The organism is Micromonospora sp. NPDC049139, from assembly GCF_055586845.1.
On sequence record NZ_JBVJHK010000019.1, the window covers coordinates 76,297 to 90,887 of the forward strand.

Annotated in this window: 13 protein-coding genes and 1 tRNA gene; 6 read left to right on the forward strand and 8 right to left on the reverse strand. The window is 74.4% G+C overall.

Features of this window, described 5'->3' with window-relative positions:
- Positions 1 to 20 precede the first annotated feature (20 nt).
- From ACZ6Q9_RS26915 to ACZ6Q9_RS26935, 5 genes are all read right to left on the reverse strand, one after another.
- Positions 21 to 3,611, reverse strand: a complete 3,591-nt coding sequence (locus ACZ6Q9_RS26915; RefSeq protein WP_393268436.1) for an adenylate/guanylate cyclase domain-containing protein — start codon at positions 3,609 to 3,611, stop codon at positions 21 to 23.
- Complete coding sequence (locus tag ACZ6Q9_RS26920; protein ID WP_396830103.1) at positions 3,608 to 4,435, reverse strand: MBL fold metallo-hydrolase; 828 nt, start codon at positions 4,433 to 4,435, stop codon at positions 3,608 to 3,610. The genes ACZ6Q9_RS26915 and ACZ6Q9_RS26920 overlap by 4 nt, the downstream gene beginning before the upstream one ends.
- Positions 4,436 to 4,555: 120 nt before the next feature.
- Positions 4,556 to 5,017 (reverse strand): RidA family protein, encoded by a 462-nt coding sequence (locus ACZ6Q9_RS26925; protein WP_393268440.1) that lies wholly within the window; start codon positions 5,015 to 5,017, stop codon positions 4,556 to 4,558.
- Positions 5,018 to 5,093: 76 nt separating this feature from the next.
- Positions 5,094 to 5,249 carry a DUF4177 domain-containing protein gene (locus ACZ6Q9_RS26930; RefSeq protein ID WP_013736319.1) on the reverse strand — a complete coding sequence of 52 codons (156 nt, stop codon included), beginning with the start codon at positions 5,247 to 5,249 and terminating at the stop codon, positions 5,094 to 5,096.
- Positions 5,250 to 5,295: 46 nt separating this feature from the next.
- Positions 5,296 to 5,784, reverse strand: coding sequence for a hypothetical protein (locus ACZ6Q9_RS26935; RefSeq protein ID WP_393268584.1), 489 nt, complete (start codon positions 5,782 to 5,784; stop codon positions 5,296 to 5,298).
- A 311-nt stretch (positions 5,785 to 6,095) separates the two neighbouring features.
- Between ACZ6Q9_RS26935 and ACZ6Q9_RS26940 the strand changes: the two genes are divergently transcribed.
- From ACZ6Q9_RS26940 to ACZ6Q9_RS26950, 3 genes are read left to right on the forward strand one after another with little or no spacing between them, the layout of a single operon-like run.
- Complete coding sequence (locus ACZ6Q9_RS26940) at positions 6,096 to 6,806, forward strand: Rv0361 family membrane protein (RefSeq protein WP_396830102.1); 711 nt, start codon at positions 6,096 to 6,098, stop codon at positions 6,804 to 6,806.
- A 26-nt stretch (positions 6,807 to 6,832) separates the two neighbouring features.
- Positions 6,833 to 7,810, forward strand: a complete 978-nt coding sequence (gene bagA / locus ACZ6Q9_RS26945; protein WP_396830101.1) for an ATPase BagA — start codon at positions 6,833 to 6,835, stop codon at positions 7,808 to 7,810.
- Between the two features lie 53 nt (positions 7,811 to 7,863).
- Complete coding sequence (locus tag ACZ6Q9_RS26950) at positions 7,864 to 9,015, forward strand: ArsA family ATPase (protein ID WP_396830100.1); 1,152 nt, start codon at positions 7,864 to 7,866, stop codon at positions 9,013 to 9,015.
- A gap of 6 nt (positions 9,016 to 9,021) precedes the next feature.
- Here ACZ6Q9_RS26950 and ACZ6Q9_RS26955 read toward each other — a convergent pair whose 3' ends face one another.
- Complete coding sequence (locus ACZ6Q9_RS26955; RefSeq protein ID WP_319460489.1) at positions 9,022 to 9,342, reverse strand: WhiB family transcriptional regulator; 321 nt, start codon at positions 9,340 to 9,342, stop codon at positions 9,022 to 9,024.
- A gap of 404 nt (positions 9,343 to 9,746) precedes the next feature.
- Here ACZ6Q9_RS26955 and ACZ6Q9_RS26960 point away from each other — a divergent pair, with 404 nt between their 5' ends.
- A complete protein-coding gene (locus tag ACZ6Q9_RS26960; protein WP_396830099.1) occupies positions 9,747 to 12,173 on the forward strand; it encodes a penicillin-binding protein in 2,427 nt (808 codons plus the stop codon).
- A gap of 85 nt (positions 12,174 to 12,258) precedes the next feature.
- On the opposite strand, the gene ACZ6Q9_RS26965 is transcribed toward ACZ6Q9_RS26960, so the two are convergent.
- Positions 12,259 to 12,714 (reverse strand): GatB/YqeY domain-containing protein, encoded by a 456-nt coding sequence (locus ACZ6Q9_RS26965; protein ID WP_393457938.1) that lies wholly within the window; start codon positions 12,712 to 12,714, stop codon positions 12,259 to 12,261.
- Positions 12,715 to 12,739: 25 nt separating this feature from the next.
- Between ACZ6Q9_RS26965 and ACZ6Q9_RS26970 the strand changes: the two genes are divergently transcribed.
- Both ACZ6Q9_RS26970 and ACZ6Q9_RS26975 read left to right on the forward strand, forming a co-directional pair.
- Positions 12,740 to 13,633, forward strand: coding sequence for a metallophosphoesterase (locus ACZ6Q9_RS26970; protein WP_396830098.1), 894 nt, complete (start codon positions 12,740 to 12,742; stop codon positions 13,631 to 13,633).
- A 164-nt stretch (positions 13,634 to 13,797) separates the two neighbouring features.
- A tRNA-Pro gene (locus ACZ6Q9_RS26975) sits at positions 13,798 to 13,874 on the forward strand.
- Between the two features lie 106 nt (positions 13,875 to 13,980).
- Here ACZ6Q9_RS26975 and ACZ6Q9_RS26980 read toward each other — a convergent pair.
- Entirely contained in the window at positions 13,981 to 14,457 is a 477-nt protein-coding gene (locus ACZ6Q9_RS26980) for a hypothetical protein (RefSeq protein ID WP_396830097.1), read from the reverse strand.
- Positions 14,458 to 14,591: the final 134 nt, after the last annotated feature.

The following is a 14,591-nucleotide window of genomic DNA, read 5'->3' on the forward strand; positions in this document are numbered from 1 at the left end:
CCCGCCGAGCCGGCCAGGGGTCAGCCGGTGGCGAGGCGGGCGCGGAGGGCGTCGGCGGCGGCGCGCTCGCTGCGCTGCTCGGTCCCGTACGCCAGGCGCACCGCCTCCTCGGCGGCGGCCAGCGCCTCCGCCGGCCGGCCGCACGCGGCCAGCGCCTCGGCGAGCACCATCGCGCCGACCACCTGGCTGCGCACGTCCTCCGCCGGGGCGGCGACCGCCCGCCGGGCCCAGTCCAGCGCCTGCTCGCGCTGGCCGTGGGCGAGCAGCGCGGCGGCGTACCGGGCCATCGTCTGGCGGCGGGAGAAGAGCAGCGAGGGCACGGTCGCGGCGACGGTGGCGACCGGGGCGAGCAGCCCGACCGCGGTGGCGGAGTCGCCCGCGGCCAGCCGGGCGGTGGCCAGCAGCACCCGGGGCGCCACCTGGGCGGGCGCCTGCGGGTTGTGCGGCTCGACGGCGGTCAGCACCGAGCGGGCGGCGCGTTCAGCCGTGTCGTAGTCGCCCATGTCCAGCGCCACGAACCCCCGCAGCGTGCCGGCCATGCCGGTGAGCAGCGGGTGCGACGTCCGGTGGGCGTACCGCAGCGCGTCGGTGAGCAGGTCGGCGGCGTGTTCCGGCTCGCCCAGCCCGCGCGCCACCACCCCCCGGACGACCAGCGCGAAGCCCTGCCCCCAGTCGTCGGAGGCGGCGGCGAACTCCCGGTACGCGCGGCGGGCCCCCCGGTCCGCCTCGCCCAGCTCGCCCAGCTCGGCGGTCGCGTACGCCTCCACCGCCCGCAGCGTGCCCACCGCCCACGCCTCGCCGACCCGCTCGCCGAACGGCAGGAAGACCCGCGCCATCCGGCACGCCTCCCGCAGCCGGCCCGCCAGCAGCCGGGCGAACGCGGTGGTGCCCCGCAGCCACGCCCGCCCGTACGGGTCCTTCAGCTCGGCGAAGAGGCGGGCGGCCCGGCCGAGCACCGCGTCGGTCCCGGCGAAGTCGCCCCGGGTGGTGGTGACCCAGGCCAGGTTCTGCAACGACCACGCCTGCCCCCGGCGGTCCTGCGCCTGGCGGCTCACCTGGTACGAGGCGGCGAGCCGGCTGCTCGCCTGCCCCAGCCGCCCGGCGATGAAGTCGGCCATGCCGAGGCGGCGCATCGCCGAGGCACGCAGGGTCGGCAGGCCGCCGTCGGTGGCCACCTGCAACGCCTCCTGCCAGCAGGCCGCCGACCGCGCCTGGTCGCCCATGGTCTGGTGGGCCTGCCCGGCGAGCAGCAGCGCGCTGGCCCGGACGGCCGACTCGTCGCCGGCGTTGGCCGCGATCTTCTCGGCGGAGGCGAGCGCGTCGGCGGGCCGGCCGATCTGGAGCAGCGCCCGGGCGTGCACCACCCGGTCGGCCGCCGGCACCCCGTCGCGGGCCAGCTCGGCGGCGCGTTCGGCGTACTCCACGGCGAGCGCGGGCTCGCCCGCCTGCAGCGACCGGCGGGCGGCCCCGCCGAGCGCGGCGACGCCCAGCGGGACGACGGTCCGCGCCGGGGCGTCCGGCCGCAGCCCGACCGCGTCGGCCAGCGCGGCGGCCCGCTCCACGTGCTGGGCCACGAAGACGTCCCGGGCCGCCCCGGTGAAGCCGCCCGGCGCGCCCGCCCCTGCGGGCGGGTCGGTCGCGGCCCAGCGGGCCAGCGCCGCGTGCCGCTCGGCCAGCTCGGCCTTGCTCACCCCGGCGTACGCGGCCTCCCGCATCAGCGGGGTGGCGAAGGCGTACCCGGTGCGGGTGCGGTGCAGCATCCGGCGTTGCAGCAGCTCCTCGACGGCCCGCTCCAGCTCGACGGCGACCACCGCCGCCGGGCGGCCGTCCCGGCCGGCCCGCTGCTCGCGCAGCGCCTCCAGCGCCCCGGCCGGCACGGTGTCGCCGACCACGGCCGCGTCCCGCAGCACCGAGCGGGCGTCGACGGGCAGCGCGTCGATACGCGCGGCGAGCACCGCGGCCAGGTCGCGGGAGAGCAGGCGGCTGCCGAGCGAGCCGGGCACCAGCCGCCAGGCCCCCGGGCTCGGGGCGTTCCGGTCGGCGACGGCGGTCAGGGCGCCCCGCTCCATCAGCAGGGTGACCAGCTCGGCCAGGTAGAACGGGTTGCCCTGGGCGGTGGCGAGCAGCCGGTCGGTGTCGGCCTGCGGCAGCCTGCCCCCGCCGAGATAGCTGGTGAGCAGCCGGGCCGCGTCGGCGCCGCGCAGCGGCGGCAGCGCGTGCACCTCGGCCTCCGACACCCGGGTCAGCGCGCCGGCGGTGCGTACCAGCTCGGGCCGGCCGAGCAGCAGCACCAGCGCCGGGCCGGCGAGCCGGGAGAGGGCGAGCCCGAGCGCCCGGATGGTCTCCGCGGTCGCGTCGTGCAGGTCGTCGACGACGACCACCAGGGGCGCCTCCGCGGCGAGGGCGCTGAGCAGGTCCGCGACGGCGTTCGGCACGGCGTCGGCGTCGGCGGGCTGCTGGGGGTTGGTCCACTCGCCCTGGTCGGCCGGGCCGCCGCCGGGCAGTTCGGCGTAGCCGAGCAGGGCCATCAACTGGTCGGTGGCGACCGGGGCCGGGTCGCCACCCGCACGGCCGAGCCGCTGGTTGAGCCGGCGCAGCCGCTCCTCGACGGCCGGGCGGGTCAGCGCGGTGGCGGCGTCGTTGGGCAGGCCGACCGCCGCCCGGACCAGGTCGGCCAGGGGCGCGAGCCGGCGCCGCTCGCCGAACGCGGCGCAGCGCACCGACAGCACCCGGGCGCCGGTGTGCGCGGCGTACCGGCCGGCGCCCACGTCGTAGCCGGCGGCGAGGCGTTCCACCTCGGCGGCGAACCGGGACTTGCCGAGCCCCGCCTCGGCGGTCATCAGGAGCACCCGGGGCTCGCCGCGGTCGATCACCTCGGCCAGCCGGCCGGCGACCCGGCCGATCTCGGTCTCCCGGCCGACGAACGGGGCCTCGTCACCGAGGCCGGACCGGGTGCCCGGCGCGTCCAGGAGGCCCAGCAGCTCGTACGCCTCGACCGGCTCGCGCTTGCCCTTGAGCCGCAGCGGTCGCAGCGCGCGCCAGGAGGCGACGTGCCGGGTGGCGGCGGAGGTGCGGGCCCCGGCGTAGACCGCGCCGACGGCGGCGGCGTCGGCCAGCCGGGCGGCGGTGTTCACGGTGTCGCCGATGACCGTGTACTCGATCGCGGCCTGGATGCCGGCGATCACGTCGCCGGTGTTCAGCCCGACCCGCAGGCCGAGCGGCGCGCCGCCGCCCCGCTCGTCGTCGAGCACCCGGCGGACCGCCCGCTGCATGGACAGCGCGGCGCGGACCGCCCGCTCGGCGTCGTCCTCGTGCGCCACCGGCGCGCCGAAGACCGCCATGATCCCGTCGCCGGTGAGCTTGTCGACGTGCCCGCCGAAGGTCTTGACCGCGCCGGCCAGGGCGGCGAGCACCCGGTCGGTGACCGCGCCGACCCGTTCCGGGTCGAGGTCCTCGGACCAGGAGGTGAAGTCCGACAGGTCGCCGAAGAGCACGGTGACGACGCGGCGCTCGGCGGCCGGCAGCGTCGCGGCGGCCGGCAGGGCGGCCCCGCAGTTGTGGCAGAACCGGGCGCCGGGGACGGCTACGGTTCCGCACACCGGGCAGGTCACGCTTGCTCCAACCCCGCGGCGCCCGCGCCGGATTCCCGCCCGAGGTGTTCCAGTTGGGCCCGCACCGACCACTCGGCCGCCCACCACAGCGACCGGTCGACGTCCGCGTAGACCTTCGCGACCACCTCCGCGGCGGTGGTGGCCCCCTCGGCGACCGCCGCCCGGACCTGGTCGAGCCGGGCCCGGCGGTGGGCGAGGTAGAACTCCGCGGCGGCGGCGCAGTCGGCCAGCGCCGGGCCGTGCCCCGGCAGCGCCGGGATCCCCCGGTACGTCGAGAGCAGCTCCAGGCTGGCCAGGTAGTCCCCGAGGTGCCCGTCGGGGTGGGCGACCACGGTGGTGCCCCGGCCCAGGATGGTGTCACCGGTGAGCACGACCCGCTCGTCGCCGTGCGCGACGACGAAGCAGACCGAGTCGCCGGTGTGGCCGGGGGTCGGCACGAGCCGGATGTCCAGGCCGGGGCCGCCGAGGCCGTCGCCGGGCGTGGCCAGCGGCTCCCCGCCGAGGGTGTGCGCCGGGTCGGCCGCGCGCACGGGCACCCCGTCGAGCAGGTCGCGCAGGCGGGGCGAGCCCTCGGTGTGGTCCGGGTGGCCGTGGGTGATCAGCACCAACCCGATCGGCCCCCGCGCGGCGATCGCGGCCAGGTGCTCCTCGTCGGCCGGGCCCGGGTCGACGACGACGGCGTGCTCCTGGCCGGGGGCGCGCAGCAGCCAGGTGTTGGTGCCGTCGAGCGTCATCGGCCCCGGGTTCGGGGCACGCAGCAGCGTCACCCAACCCGGCAGCTGGTCGGCGAGCGCCGCTGCCGGCGCGGTGAAGTGCCCGGTCATGGCTGCGATCGTACGGCCCCCGCCGCCACTCCCCGCGATCTTGCAGTTTCCGCCCGGGATACGTCCCACTTCACGGCTTTTGCCGGGGCGGTCAGTGCAAGATCGCGGGGTGGGCGCGGGTCAGGCGACCTCGACGATGACCTCGACCTCGACCGGGGCGTCGAGGGGGAGTTCGGCGACGCCGACGGCGGCGCGGGCGTGGCGGCCGGCCTCACCGAATACCGCGCCGAACAGGTCGGAGGCGCCATTGATCACGCCGGGAACGGCGGTGAAGCCGGGGGCGGCGGCGACGAAGCCGGTCACCTTGACGACCTTGACGACGTTCTCCAGGCCGACCAGCGAGTCGATCGCGGCCAGCGCGTTGAGCGCGCACCGCTCGGCCAGGTCCTTCGCCTGCTCGGCGGAGACGCCGGCGCCGACCTTGCCGGTGGCGAGCAGCTTCCCCTCCGCCATCGGCAGCTGCCCGGAGACGTAGACGTGCTGCCCGGACTGCACGGCCGGCACGTAGCTGGCCACGGGCGGGACCACCTCGGGCAGCGTGTGCCCGAGCTCGGCGAGCTTCCCGTGCGGACCGTTGCTCATGCCGCCACCTCGCTCCGCTCGGCGGCGCCCCGAGGCACCGACACGCTGATCCCGATGATTCGCTCGCTCCGCTCGCTCATGCCTTCGGCCGCTTCAGGTAGGCGACGAGCTGCTCCGGGTTCGGGCCGGGAACCACGGAGACGAGTTCCCACCCGTCCTCACCCCAGTTGTCGAGGATCTGCTTGGTCGCGTGGACCAGCAGCGGGACCGTGGCGTATTCCCACTTCTGCATCGGTGGAGGGCTCCCTCTGATGGAGTACGACTCTTCGACGCACAGCCTACGGTCCGGCGGACGGTCGGGGCGCGGGACGCTGCTCCGGGGCGGTGGGCACTTCCCCGCAGGGGCCACTGTGCTCGTACGGCTGCGGGCAGCGGGACCGGTCCGGCAGCAGCAGGTCGCAGAAGACCCGGTGCCGGTTGTTCTGGTCGTCCGCGGTGGACACGGTCGTCTCGCCCGCGTCCAGTTCGGGCAGGAAGCTCAGTGACGTGGCGACGGTGCCGGCCAGCGCGGTGGCCGCCGCCAGGTCGGCGACCCGGATCGGCAGGTGGATGACGTACCCGGGCTCCTCCTCGTCCCGGCCGCGCCCGCCGGGCCGGCCGGCCGTGCGCACCGCCTCGACGGGCGGGGCGAACCGCCGGTACGACCGCTCGTTGATCGGCAGGCCGCCGGCCACGCCCTCGGTCTCGCCGGAGGAACCGGCCCCGGTCCGCCAGGCCCGGTCACCCGCCGGGAACTGTGCTCGGGGGATCTTGTCCACGTCGCGCATGCCTTGCCTCCGGACGTCGTACCTGGTCACGTCATCGCCTTGCGGGCCGGGCCCCGGTGCCCGACCTTCCCCCCGCGCCGGTGAGAACGTAGGACCGGAGGAAGAGTCCCGCCAACAGGACGCGCACGCCCGGTCACGCCGAGTCACATATGCGACACATCCCTGGTCAGGAACGAGCCCCCACCTGCCGCCCCACGAAACCGGCCGACCGACCGCTACCCTTCCCGTCGGACGGGCGCTCGCCGGCTCGCCGCCAGCTCGATCACACTCGTCGCCGGGGCAGGCGACGACGTCGCACCCCGGGGGAAGAGATGACCCAACCACTCAGCGGCGGCCCCACCGGATCGCCGTCCGGCCAGCCGGACGTCCCGGCCGCTCCCGGCGCCGCCGTGCCGCCCACGCCGGCAGCAGCCCCGAACCCGTCGGTCCCGCCGCCCCCGGCCGGGTACCCGTCGGTCCCGCCGCCCCCGGCCGGGTACCCGCCGAACCAGCCGCCCTCGCCGGCAGCAGCCCCGGACCCGTCGGTCCCGCCGCCCCCGGCCGGGTACCCGCCGTACCAGCCGCCCGCCGCACCGACGAAGAAGAAGCGCGGCGTGCTGATCGCCGCCATCGCCCTGGCCGTGATCCTGCTGCTCTGCGCCGGCGGCGGCGTCGTCACCTTCCTGACGCTGCGCAACGCCGAGAGCGGCGAGGGCGCCAAGGAGCCGGCGGTCGCCGTGGAGCAGTTCCTCACCGCCGTCTACAAGGACCGCGACGCGGGCAGGGCGGCCGCCCTGGTCTGCTCCTCGTCCCGGGACGAGGAGAAGATCGCCGCCAAGGTCGCCGAGGTCGAGAAGTACGTCTCGGCCCACCAGAACCCGCGGTTCCGGTGGAGCAGCCCGAAGGTGGACGACCAGACCGGCGACCGCGCCACGGTCACCACCAAGGTCACCATGACCACCGCCGACGAGAAGGTGGCCGACCAGGACCTGCGGTTCACCGTGGTGAAGAAGACGGGTTGGTGGGTCTGCGAGGTCGCCTGAGCCCGGCCGCTGGATAGGCTCGACGGGTGCGAGCAGCAGAGCGGCCGGCCGATCCGGCCGGCACCCAGTGGCCGGCCCGACTCCACGTCGTGACCGGCAAGGGCGGCACCGGCAAGACCAGCGTCGCGGCCGCCCTGGCCCTGGCCCTGGCCGCCGGTGGCCGGCGCACGCTGCTGGTGGAGGTCGAGGGGCGGCAGGGCATCGCCCAGCTCTTCGGCACCGACCCGCTGCCCTACGAGGAGCGGCACCTGACCGACGCGCCGGGCGGCGGCGAGGTGCGGGCCCTGGCGGTGGACGCCGAGGAGGCCCTCCTCGAGTACCTGGACATGTTCTACAAGCTCGGCGCGGCGGGCCGGGCGCTGCGCAAGCTCGGGGCGATCGACTTCGCCACCACCATCGCCCCGGGCCTGCGGGACGTCCTGCTCACCGGCAAGGTGAAGGAGGCGACCACCCGCACCGTCGACCAGCGGCGCGCGTACGACGCGGTGGTGCTGGACGCCCCGCCGACCGGGCGGATCGGCCGCTTCCTGAACGTCACCGCCGAGACGGCCCGGCTGGCCAAGGTCGGCCCGATCAAGACCCAGAGCGAGGGGGTCGCGGCGCTGCTGCGGTCCCCGATCACCGCCGTGCACGTGGTGACCCTGCTGGAGGAGATGCCGGTCCAGGAGACGGTCGACGCGATCGCCGAGCTGACCTCGTTCGGCTTCCCGGTGGGCCGGGTGATCGTCAACGGCGTCCGGCCGCCGCTGCCCGCGGGTCGCGCGGTGGGCCCGGCCGAGTTGGAGCGGGGGCTGCGCGCCGCCGGGCTGCCGGCGGACCGGGACACCGTCGCCGGGCTCGCCGTGGAGGCACGCGACCAGGCGATCCGCCGCGAGCTGGAGGATTCGCTGCGGGCCGACCTGGTGGAGCTGGGGCTGCCGCTGACCGAGCTGCCGCTGCTGCCCGACGGGGTGGACCGCGCCGGGCTGGACCGGCTGGCCGACGCCCTCCTCCGGGCGGATTGACTCACACTGCCACCGGCACGGGCGCGGCGACCGACCCGGCCCGATACGCTCGATTGGTGCCTTCCGAAGACGCGGCGCCGCAGCTGGACGTCGACCAGATCCTCGCCGATCCCGGCGTGCGGATCGTGGTCTGCTGCGGGGCGGGCGGGGTGGGGAAGACGACCACGGCCGCCGCGCTCGCGCTGCGGGCCGCGGAGCAGCACGGCCGGCGGACGGTGGTGCTCACCATCGACCCGGCCCGCCGGCTGGCCCAGTCGCTCGGGCTGACCGAGCTGGACAACACGCCCCGCCAGGTCAAGGGGATCGACGTCGAGGCCAGCGGCGGCGAGCTGCACGCCATGATGCTGGACATGAAGCGCACCTTCGACGACGTGGTGCTCCAGCACACCGATCAGGCGAAGGCGGCGGAGATCTTCGCCAACCCCTTCTACCAGGCGATGAGCTCGACCTTCGCCGGCACCCAGGAATACATGGCGATGGAGAAGCTGGGCCAGTTGCACGCCCGGGGCGAGTGGGACCTGATCGTGGTGGACACCCCGCCGTCCCGCTCGGCGCTGGACTTCCTGGACGCCCCGGCCCGGCTGTCCCGCTTCCTCGACGGGCGGATGCTGCGGCTGCTGCTCGCCCCGGCGCGCACCGGCGGGCGGAGCATGTTCAGCCTGGTGACCGCCTCGTTCGGGATGTTCTCCAAGGTCGTGCAGAAGGTGCTCGGCGCCCAGTTGCTGACCGACCTCTCCGGCTTCGTCGCCGCGCTCGACTCGATGTTCGGCGGGTTCCGGCAGCGCGCCGAGCAGACGTACCGCATCCTCCAGGCCCGGGAGACGGCGTTCCTGCTGGTCGCGGCGCCGGAGCCGGACGCGGTCCGGGAGGCCGCCTACTTCGCGGGCCGGCTGCGCGAGGAGCGGATGCCGCTGGCGGGCCTGGTGCTCAACCGGGTGCACCGGCCGGCGGTGCCCGGCCTCGGCGCGGCGGAGAGCCTGGCCGCCGCGGAGCGCCTGGCCGACCTGGGTGGGCACGAGGGCACCGTCGACGTGCTGCGGGCCCACGCGGCCCTGTCCCAGCAGGCGGTACGCGAGCGGCAGGTGGCGGCCCGGTTCACGGAGGCGTTCCCGGCGGTGCCGGCGGTGTCCGTGACGGCGCAGCCCGCCGACGTGCACGACGTCGACGGGCTGCGGACGATCGGCGCGGCGATCAGCCGGCCGTGACGGCGATCAGCCGGCGGCGGTGACGAGGATCTTGTCCTTGCCGGCCTTGTCCTTGGCGTTCTTCTTCATCGCGGCCTCGAACATCTTGCGCCAGCTCGTCACCTGGGGGTGACGGCGCAGCAGCGCGCGGCGTTCGCGCTCGGTCATGCCACCCCACACGCCGAACTCGATCCGGTTGTCCAGCGCGTCGGCCAGGCACTCGTACCGGACTGGGCAGCTCCGGCAGATCCGCTTGGCCACGTTCTGTTCGGCGCCCTGTACGAACAACGCGTCCGGGTCCCCGTTCTGACACGCCGCCAGCGACGGCCAGTCAGTGATCATGCCCATGTGTACTCGTCCCCCCTTGCAGTACCTACCGACCCCGTCGCGGACCAGCCGGCAATTCCCCCCGATCGCCCGGCGCGCCTTCCCCAAGGCCGCACGGACGACATGTGGCTCGGTCGCCGCCCCCATCATGCTCTGTAGTCGCCTGATTACGCAACGTTGTCGGCTAAATCCATCATTCCGGACACTCCCGGCTTCCCGGGCTTCGCGACCGCCGGTTACCCCGCCGGAGTCCGTGAAAACGCTGCGGGCCCCCTCGGGAAGGAGGGAGACTCGACGCCGGATTCACGCAACCACGCACCGGGGGTCGTGCGTTTAGCACAACGAGGTCGGCGCGCGCAGGAAATGGGGAAAGAAGCCCCGGCGCCCCTCGTTCCCTACTCGCGTACCCTGTCGAGGTGACCTGGATGCGGAAACGTGACCACAATGTGCTGACCAACGCCGCATCGCTACTCATATGTGGCCTACTGGCCGGCGTGGTGGTCGCGGCGGCGGCCTTCCCCGCGGTGGCGATGTCCGGCCTGGCCGCCAAGGCCGGCGCCGAGACCTTCGGCGCGTTGCCCAAGGAGCTGACCGTGGCCCGCGCGCCGCAGATCAGCTACCTGTACGCCGCCGACGGCAAGACCCCGCTGGCGACCATGTACGACGAGAACCGTCGCGACGTGAAGCTGGCCGACATCGCGCCCATCATGCAGAAGGCGATCATCGCCGCCGAGGACCACGACTTCTACAAGCACAACGGCGTGGACCTCAACGGCATCGCCCGGGCGTTCGTCAACAACCAGTCCGGCGCGTCCAGCCAGCAGGGCGCCTCGACGCTGACCATGCAGTACGTCCGCCTGGCCATCGCCTACTCGGCGACCCACCCGGCCGACGTGGTCGCGGCCACCGAGGACACCAGCGCCCGCAAGCTGCGCGAGATGCGCTACGCCATCCAGATCGACAAGGAGCTCTCCAAGGACGAGATCCTGGAGCGCTACCTGAACATCGCCGCCTTCGGCAACGGCGCGTACGGCGTCTACGCCGCCAGCCAGGTCTACTTCAACAAGCCGCCGAGCAAGCTGAAGATCGAGGAAGCCGCCATGCTCGCCGGCATGGTGAAGGCTCCGAGCACCAACGACCCGACCACCAAGAGCGGCTACAAGGCGGCGGTCGAGCGGCGCAACTACGTCATCGACAACATGGTCGAGATCGGCGCCATCACCCAGCAGGAGGCGGACGCGGCGAAGGCCGTCCAGCTCAAGGTCACCGGCAAGCGGGCGCCCAACGGCTGCGTCTCGACCAACGAGAAGGGCTGGGGCTTCTTCTGCGACTACTTCTACCGCTGGTGGATGCAGCAGGAGACGTTCGGCTCGACCTCGTACGACCGGGAGCGGCGGCTCAAGAGCGGCGGCTACACCGTGGTCACCACGCTCGACCCGCAGGCCCAGCGCGGCGCCGACAGGGCCGTCCGCAAGGCCAAGTCGGAGAAGAGCAAGGAAGCCGCCATGGTCGCGGTGGTCGAGCCCGGCACCGGCCGGGTCCGGGCGCTGGCGGTCAACCGCACCTTCAAGCTCGACGACCCGAAGAAGCCGGCGAACAAGCCGCACAGCGACCCGAAGCAGCGCAAGAAGGGCAAGCTCGGCAACTACCCGAACACGGTGAACCCGCTGCTCACCGGCGGTGACGGCATCACGGGCTACCAGGCCGGCTCGACCTTCAAGATCTTCACCATCGTGGCCGCGCTGGAGAAGGGCATCCCGCTCGGCTACACGATCAACGCCCCGCAGCAGTTCAAGTCGGAATACATCATCGACAGCGGCAGCCCGGCGGCGTGCCCCGGCACCCACTTCTACTGCCCGACCAACTCGGGCAAGAAGGCCGGCGGCGTGCAGAACATGTGGAGCGCCTTCGCGCAGTCGATCAACACGTACTTCGTGCCCTTGCAGCAGCAGGTCGGCGCGGAGAACGTGGTCGACGTGGCCAAGCGGCTCGGCATCCAGTTCCGGCAGAGCGAGGACGCGAAGTTCGCCGGCACGAAGGACTACGCGCACCAGTGGGGCGCCTTCACCCTCGGCGTCTCGCAGACCACCCCGTTGGAGCTGGCCAACGCCTACGCCACCCTCGCCGCGGACGGCAAGTACTGCGAGCCGATCCCGGTGCAGGAGATCAAGGACCCGGACGGCAAGAAGCTCGACATCGCCAACCCGCGCTGCGAGAAGCGGGTCAGCACCGAGGTGGCCCGCGCCGCCGTGGACGCGGCCCGCTGCCCGGTCGGCGACAACTCCTCCACCAGCAGGTGCGGCGGCAGCCGTACGGCCGCGAACGTCAGGGGCATCGTCGACGCGCCGGTGGCCGGCAAGTCCGGCACCACCGACTCGGAGAAGACCGCCTCGCTGGTCGCGATGACCAGGCAGTACGCGGTGGCCGGCATCATGGCCGACCCGGACTGGCCGCAGACCAACGTCAAGATGAAGCACAACCAGCGCGACGGCATCAACCCGCCGGTCTACGAGACGCTGCGCGACGCCATGAAGGGCAAGAAGCGGATGAACTTCGAGCCCCCGGGCCAGAAGATCTCCGAGGGCGACCAGCGCCGCATCCCGGACGTGAAGTGCCTGGACGTGGAGCAGGCGAAGTCCCGGATCGAGGCGGAGGGCTTCGACGCGGTCGTCTCCGACATCAAGGTCCCGTCGAGCTGCGCCCCGGGCAAGGCGGCCGGCACCAGCCCCGACGGCCGGACCATCAAGGGCGGCGTGGTGACCATCCAGATCAGCGCCGGCGGGGGCACCGCCCCGGGCAGCGGCACCAAGCCGACCAACCCGGGCCGTCCGCCGGGCCGCAACGGCGGCTGAGCCGCCCGGACCGACGGAAACGGGCGGGCACCCCTCGCGGGGGTGCCCGCCCGTTTCGCGTACGCGGATCGGGTCGCGCGGCGGCTCAGAGGCCGAGCTGCCGGCGTACCTCCGCGGCCACCCGACCGCCCTCGGCCCGGCCGGCCACCGCGGCCTGGGCCGCCTTCATGGCCGGGCCCATCTGCGCCTTGCCGGTGAAGCCACCCTCGGCGAGCGCCCCCGCGACCAGCTCGGTCAGCTCGGCCTCGGAGAGCTGCTTCGGCAGGTAGCGCTCCAGCACCTCGCCCTCGGCGGTCTCCTTCGTGGCCTGCTCGGTGCGGCCGGCGTCGGCGAAGGCGGTCGCGGCCTCCCGGCGCTTCTTCGCCTCCTTGGTCAGCACCGCGAGCACCTCGTCGTCGGTGAGCTCGCGCTTGGCCTTGCCGGCGACCTCGGCGGTGCCGACGGCGGCGAGCGCCATCCGCAGGGTGGAGGTGGTCAGCTCGTCGCGCGCCTTGAGAGCGGCGCGCATGTCGGCGGTAAGACGGTCCTTCAGCGTGCTCATGGACGGTGAAACTACCCTGAATGCCATGCGAAAGCGCACACTATTCCGGCTTGCGACCGGGACCGCCGCGTTGGGCGCGGCGACCCTGGCGTACGCGTCGCTCGTCGAGCGCAACATGTTCACCCTGCGGCGGTACGACGTGCCGGTGCTGCCGGCCGACGCCGAGCCGCTGCGCGTCCTGCACCTGTCCGACCTGCACATGATGCCCAATCAGGGGCGCAAGCAGCGCTGGGTGGCGTCGCTGGCCGCGCTCGACCCCGACCTGGTCCTGGTGACCGGGGACAACATGGCGCACCCCGGCGCCGTGCCCGGCGTGCTGCGCGCCCTCCAGCCGCTCCTCGACTACCCGGGGGCCTTCGTCTTCGGCTCCAACGACTACACCGGGCCGGTCTGGAAGAACCCGTTCACCTACTTCCTGCCCGACCGCGAGTACACCGAGGGCGCGGAGCTGCCGCACGAGGAGCTGCGCGACGTCCTCACCGGGGCCGGCTGGGCGGACCTGAACAACGCCCGCACCGTCGTCAAGGCCGGCGGCCGGGCGGTCGAGCTGCTCGGGGTCGACGACCCGCACATCGAGCGGGACGACTACGACTCCGTCGCCGGGCCGGTGTCGCCCGCGGCCGACCTGTCGATCGCGCTGACCCACTCCCCCGAGCCGGCCGTGCTCGACCGGATGGCCGCCGACGGCTTCGGGCTGCTGCTCGCCGGGCACACCCACGGCGGCCAGGTCTGCGTGCCGGGCGTCGGGGCGCTGGTCACCAACTGCGGCCTGCCCCGCTCCATGGCGCGCGGCCTGCACCGCTGGCCCGGGTCCGACTCCTGGCTGCACGTCTCCGCCGGCCTCGGCACCCACCCGACCGCGCCGGTCCGGTTCGCCTGCCCGCCGGAGGTGAGCGTGCTCACCCTGATCCCCCGCTGACCCGTACGCCGGCAGGCCGGGCCGGTTCCCCCGGCCTGCCGGGACAGTGCTGCCGATCGCCCTGTCGAGCTGCCCCGTCCATGGGACCGGGCGGGCCGCCCGGACCACCGGGGGTACCGAGTTTGACCACCGGAGCGGGTGGGCTACTATTTGTCGGCACGCCTCGGGGTGTGGCGCAGCTTGGTAGCGCGCTTCGTTCGGGACGAAGAGGTCGTCGGTTCGAATCCGGCCACCCCGACCAGAGGTCAGAGGGCATGTCCGCTCAGCGGACATGCCCTCTGGTGCATTCGGCGACAGCACCCCGATCCGGCTCGGGCGATCCGCGCCTCGGCGGCACTCGGACGCGCTCAGTCGTGGCGTTCGGTGCGCGCGATCTCGGCGAACGCGGCGGTCAGGTAGCCGTCGAGCGGCCGGCCGGTCGCGGCGAGCAGGTCGGCCACGAGCAGCGGGGCGTGCCGCGCCACGGCCGGCGGGTCGGGCGGGGACTCGTCGCCGTCCGGGTCGTAGACGCCCAGGGCACCTGCCAGCAGGACGAGCACCACGTGCGGGTCGACGTCGGGCCGCCACCGCGCCGCGTCCCGGACGCAGCGTTCGAGCACCTGCCGCACGTCGTCGCCGTCCAGGCCGTCCGGGTGGCCCTCCTCCAGCAGCAGCCGAACCACCGCGCCGAGGACCAGGCCGGACCGTTCGGCCGCGGCGAGCCGGGCCACCGAGACGTCGTACGCCTCGGGGTCGCGTTCGCGCGCGGCGGCGACCGCGTCGGCGGCGGCGGTGGCGATCTCGCGGGCCGGTGCGGGCAGGTGTCGCCAGGTGGTCGTGGTCATCCCGGCCAGCATCGCAGACGGGCCCGACAGCGAACCGGCCCCGGCACCACGGCGCGGGCCGGTCGGCGCGGACGTGTCCTTGGTCACCGGACGGCGGCGGGCCGCGCGGGGCGGGTCGTAAACGGCTCGCCCGT

Excerpts from the sequence above, each read along its gene's own strand:
- ACZ6Q9_RS26935 (WP_393268584.1), bottom strand. The coding sequence starts at position 5,784 with ATGCGCGACGTGGACAAGATCCCCCGAGCACAGTTCCCGGCGGGTGAC.
- ACZ6Q9_RS26965 (WP_393457938.1), bottom strand. The coding sequence starts at position 12,714 with ATGAGCACGCTGAAGGACCGTCTTACCGCCGACATGCGCGCCGCTCTC.
- ACZ6Q9_RS26970 (WP_396830098.1), top strand. The coding sequence starts at position 12,740 with ATGCGAAAGCGCACACTATTCCGGCTTGCGACCGGGACCGCCGCGTTG.
- ACZ6Q9_RS26980 (WP_396830097.1), bottom strand. The coding sequence starts at position 14,457 with ATGACCACGACCACCTGGCGACACCTGCCCGCACCGGCCCGCGAGATC.
- ACZ6Q9_RS26920 (WP_396830103.1), bottom strand. The coding sequence starts at position 4,435 with ATGACCGGGCACTTCACCGCGCCGGCAGCGGCGCTCGCCGACCAGCTG.
- ACZ6Q9_RS26940 (WP_396830102.1), top strand. The coding sequence starts at position 6,096 with ATGACCCAACCACTCAGCGGCGGCCCCACCGGATCGCCGTCCGGCCAG.
- ACZ6Q9_RS26955 (WP_319460489.1), bottom strand. The coding sequence starts at position 9,342 with ATGGGCATGATCACTGACTGGCCGTCGCTGGCGGCGTGTCAGAACGGG.
- ACZ6Q9_RS26925 (WP_393268440.1), bottom strand. The coding sequence starts at position 5,017 with ATGAGCAACGGTCCGCACGGGAAGCTCGCCGAGCTCGGGCACACGCTG.
- ACZ6Q9_RS26960 (WP_396830099.1), top strand. The coding sequence starts at position 9,747 with ATGCGGAAACGTGACCACAATGTGCTGACCAACGCCGCATCGCTACTC.
- ACZ6Q9_RS26930 (WP_013736319.1), bottom strand. The coding sequence starts at position 5,249 with ATGCAGAAGTGGGAATACGCCACGGTCCCGCTGCTGGTCCACGCGACC.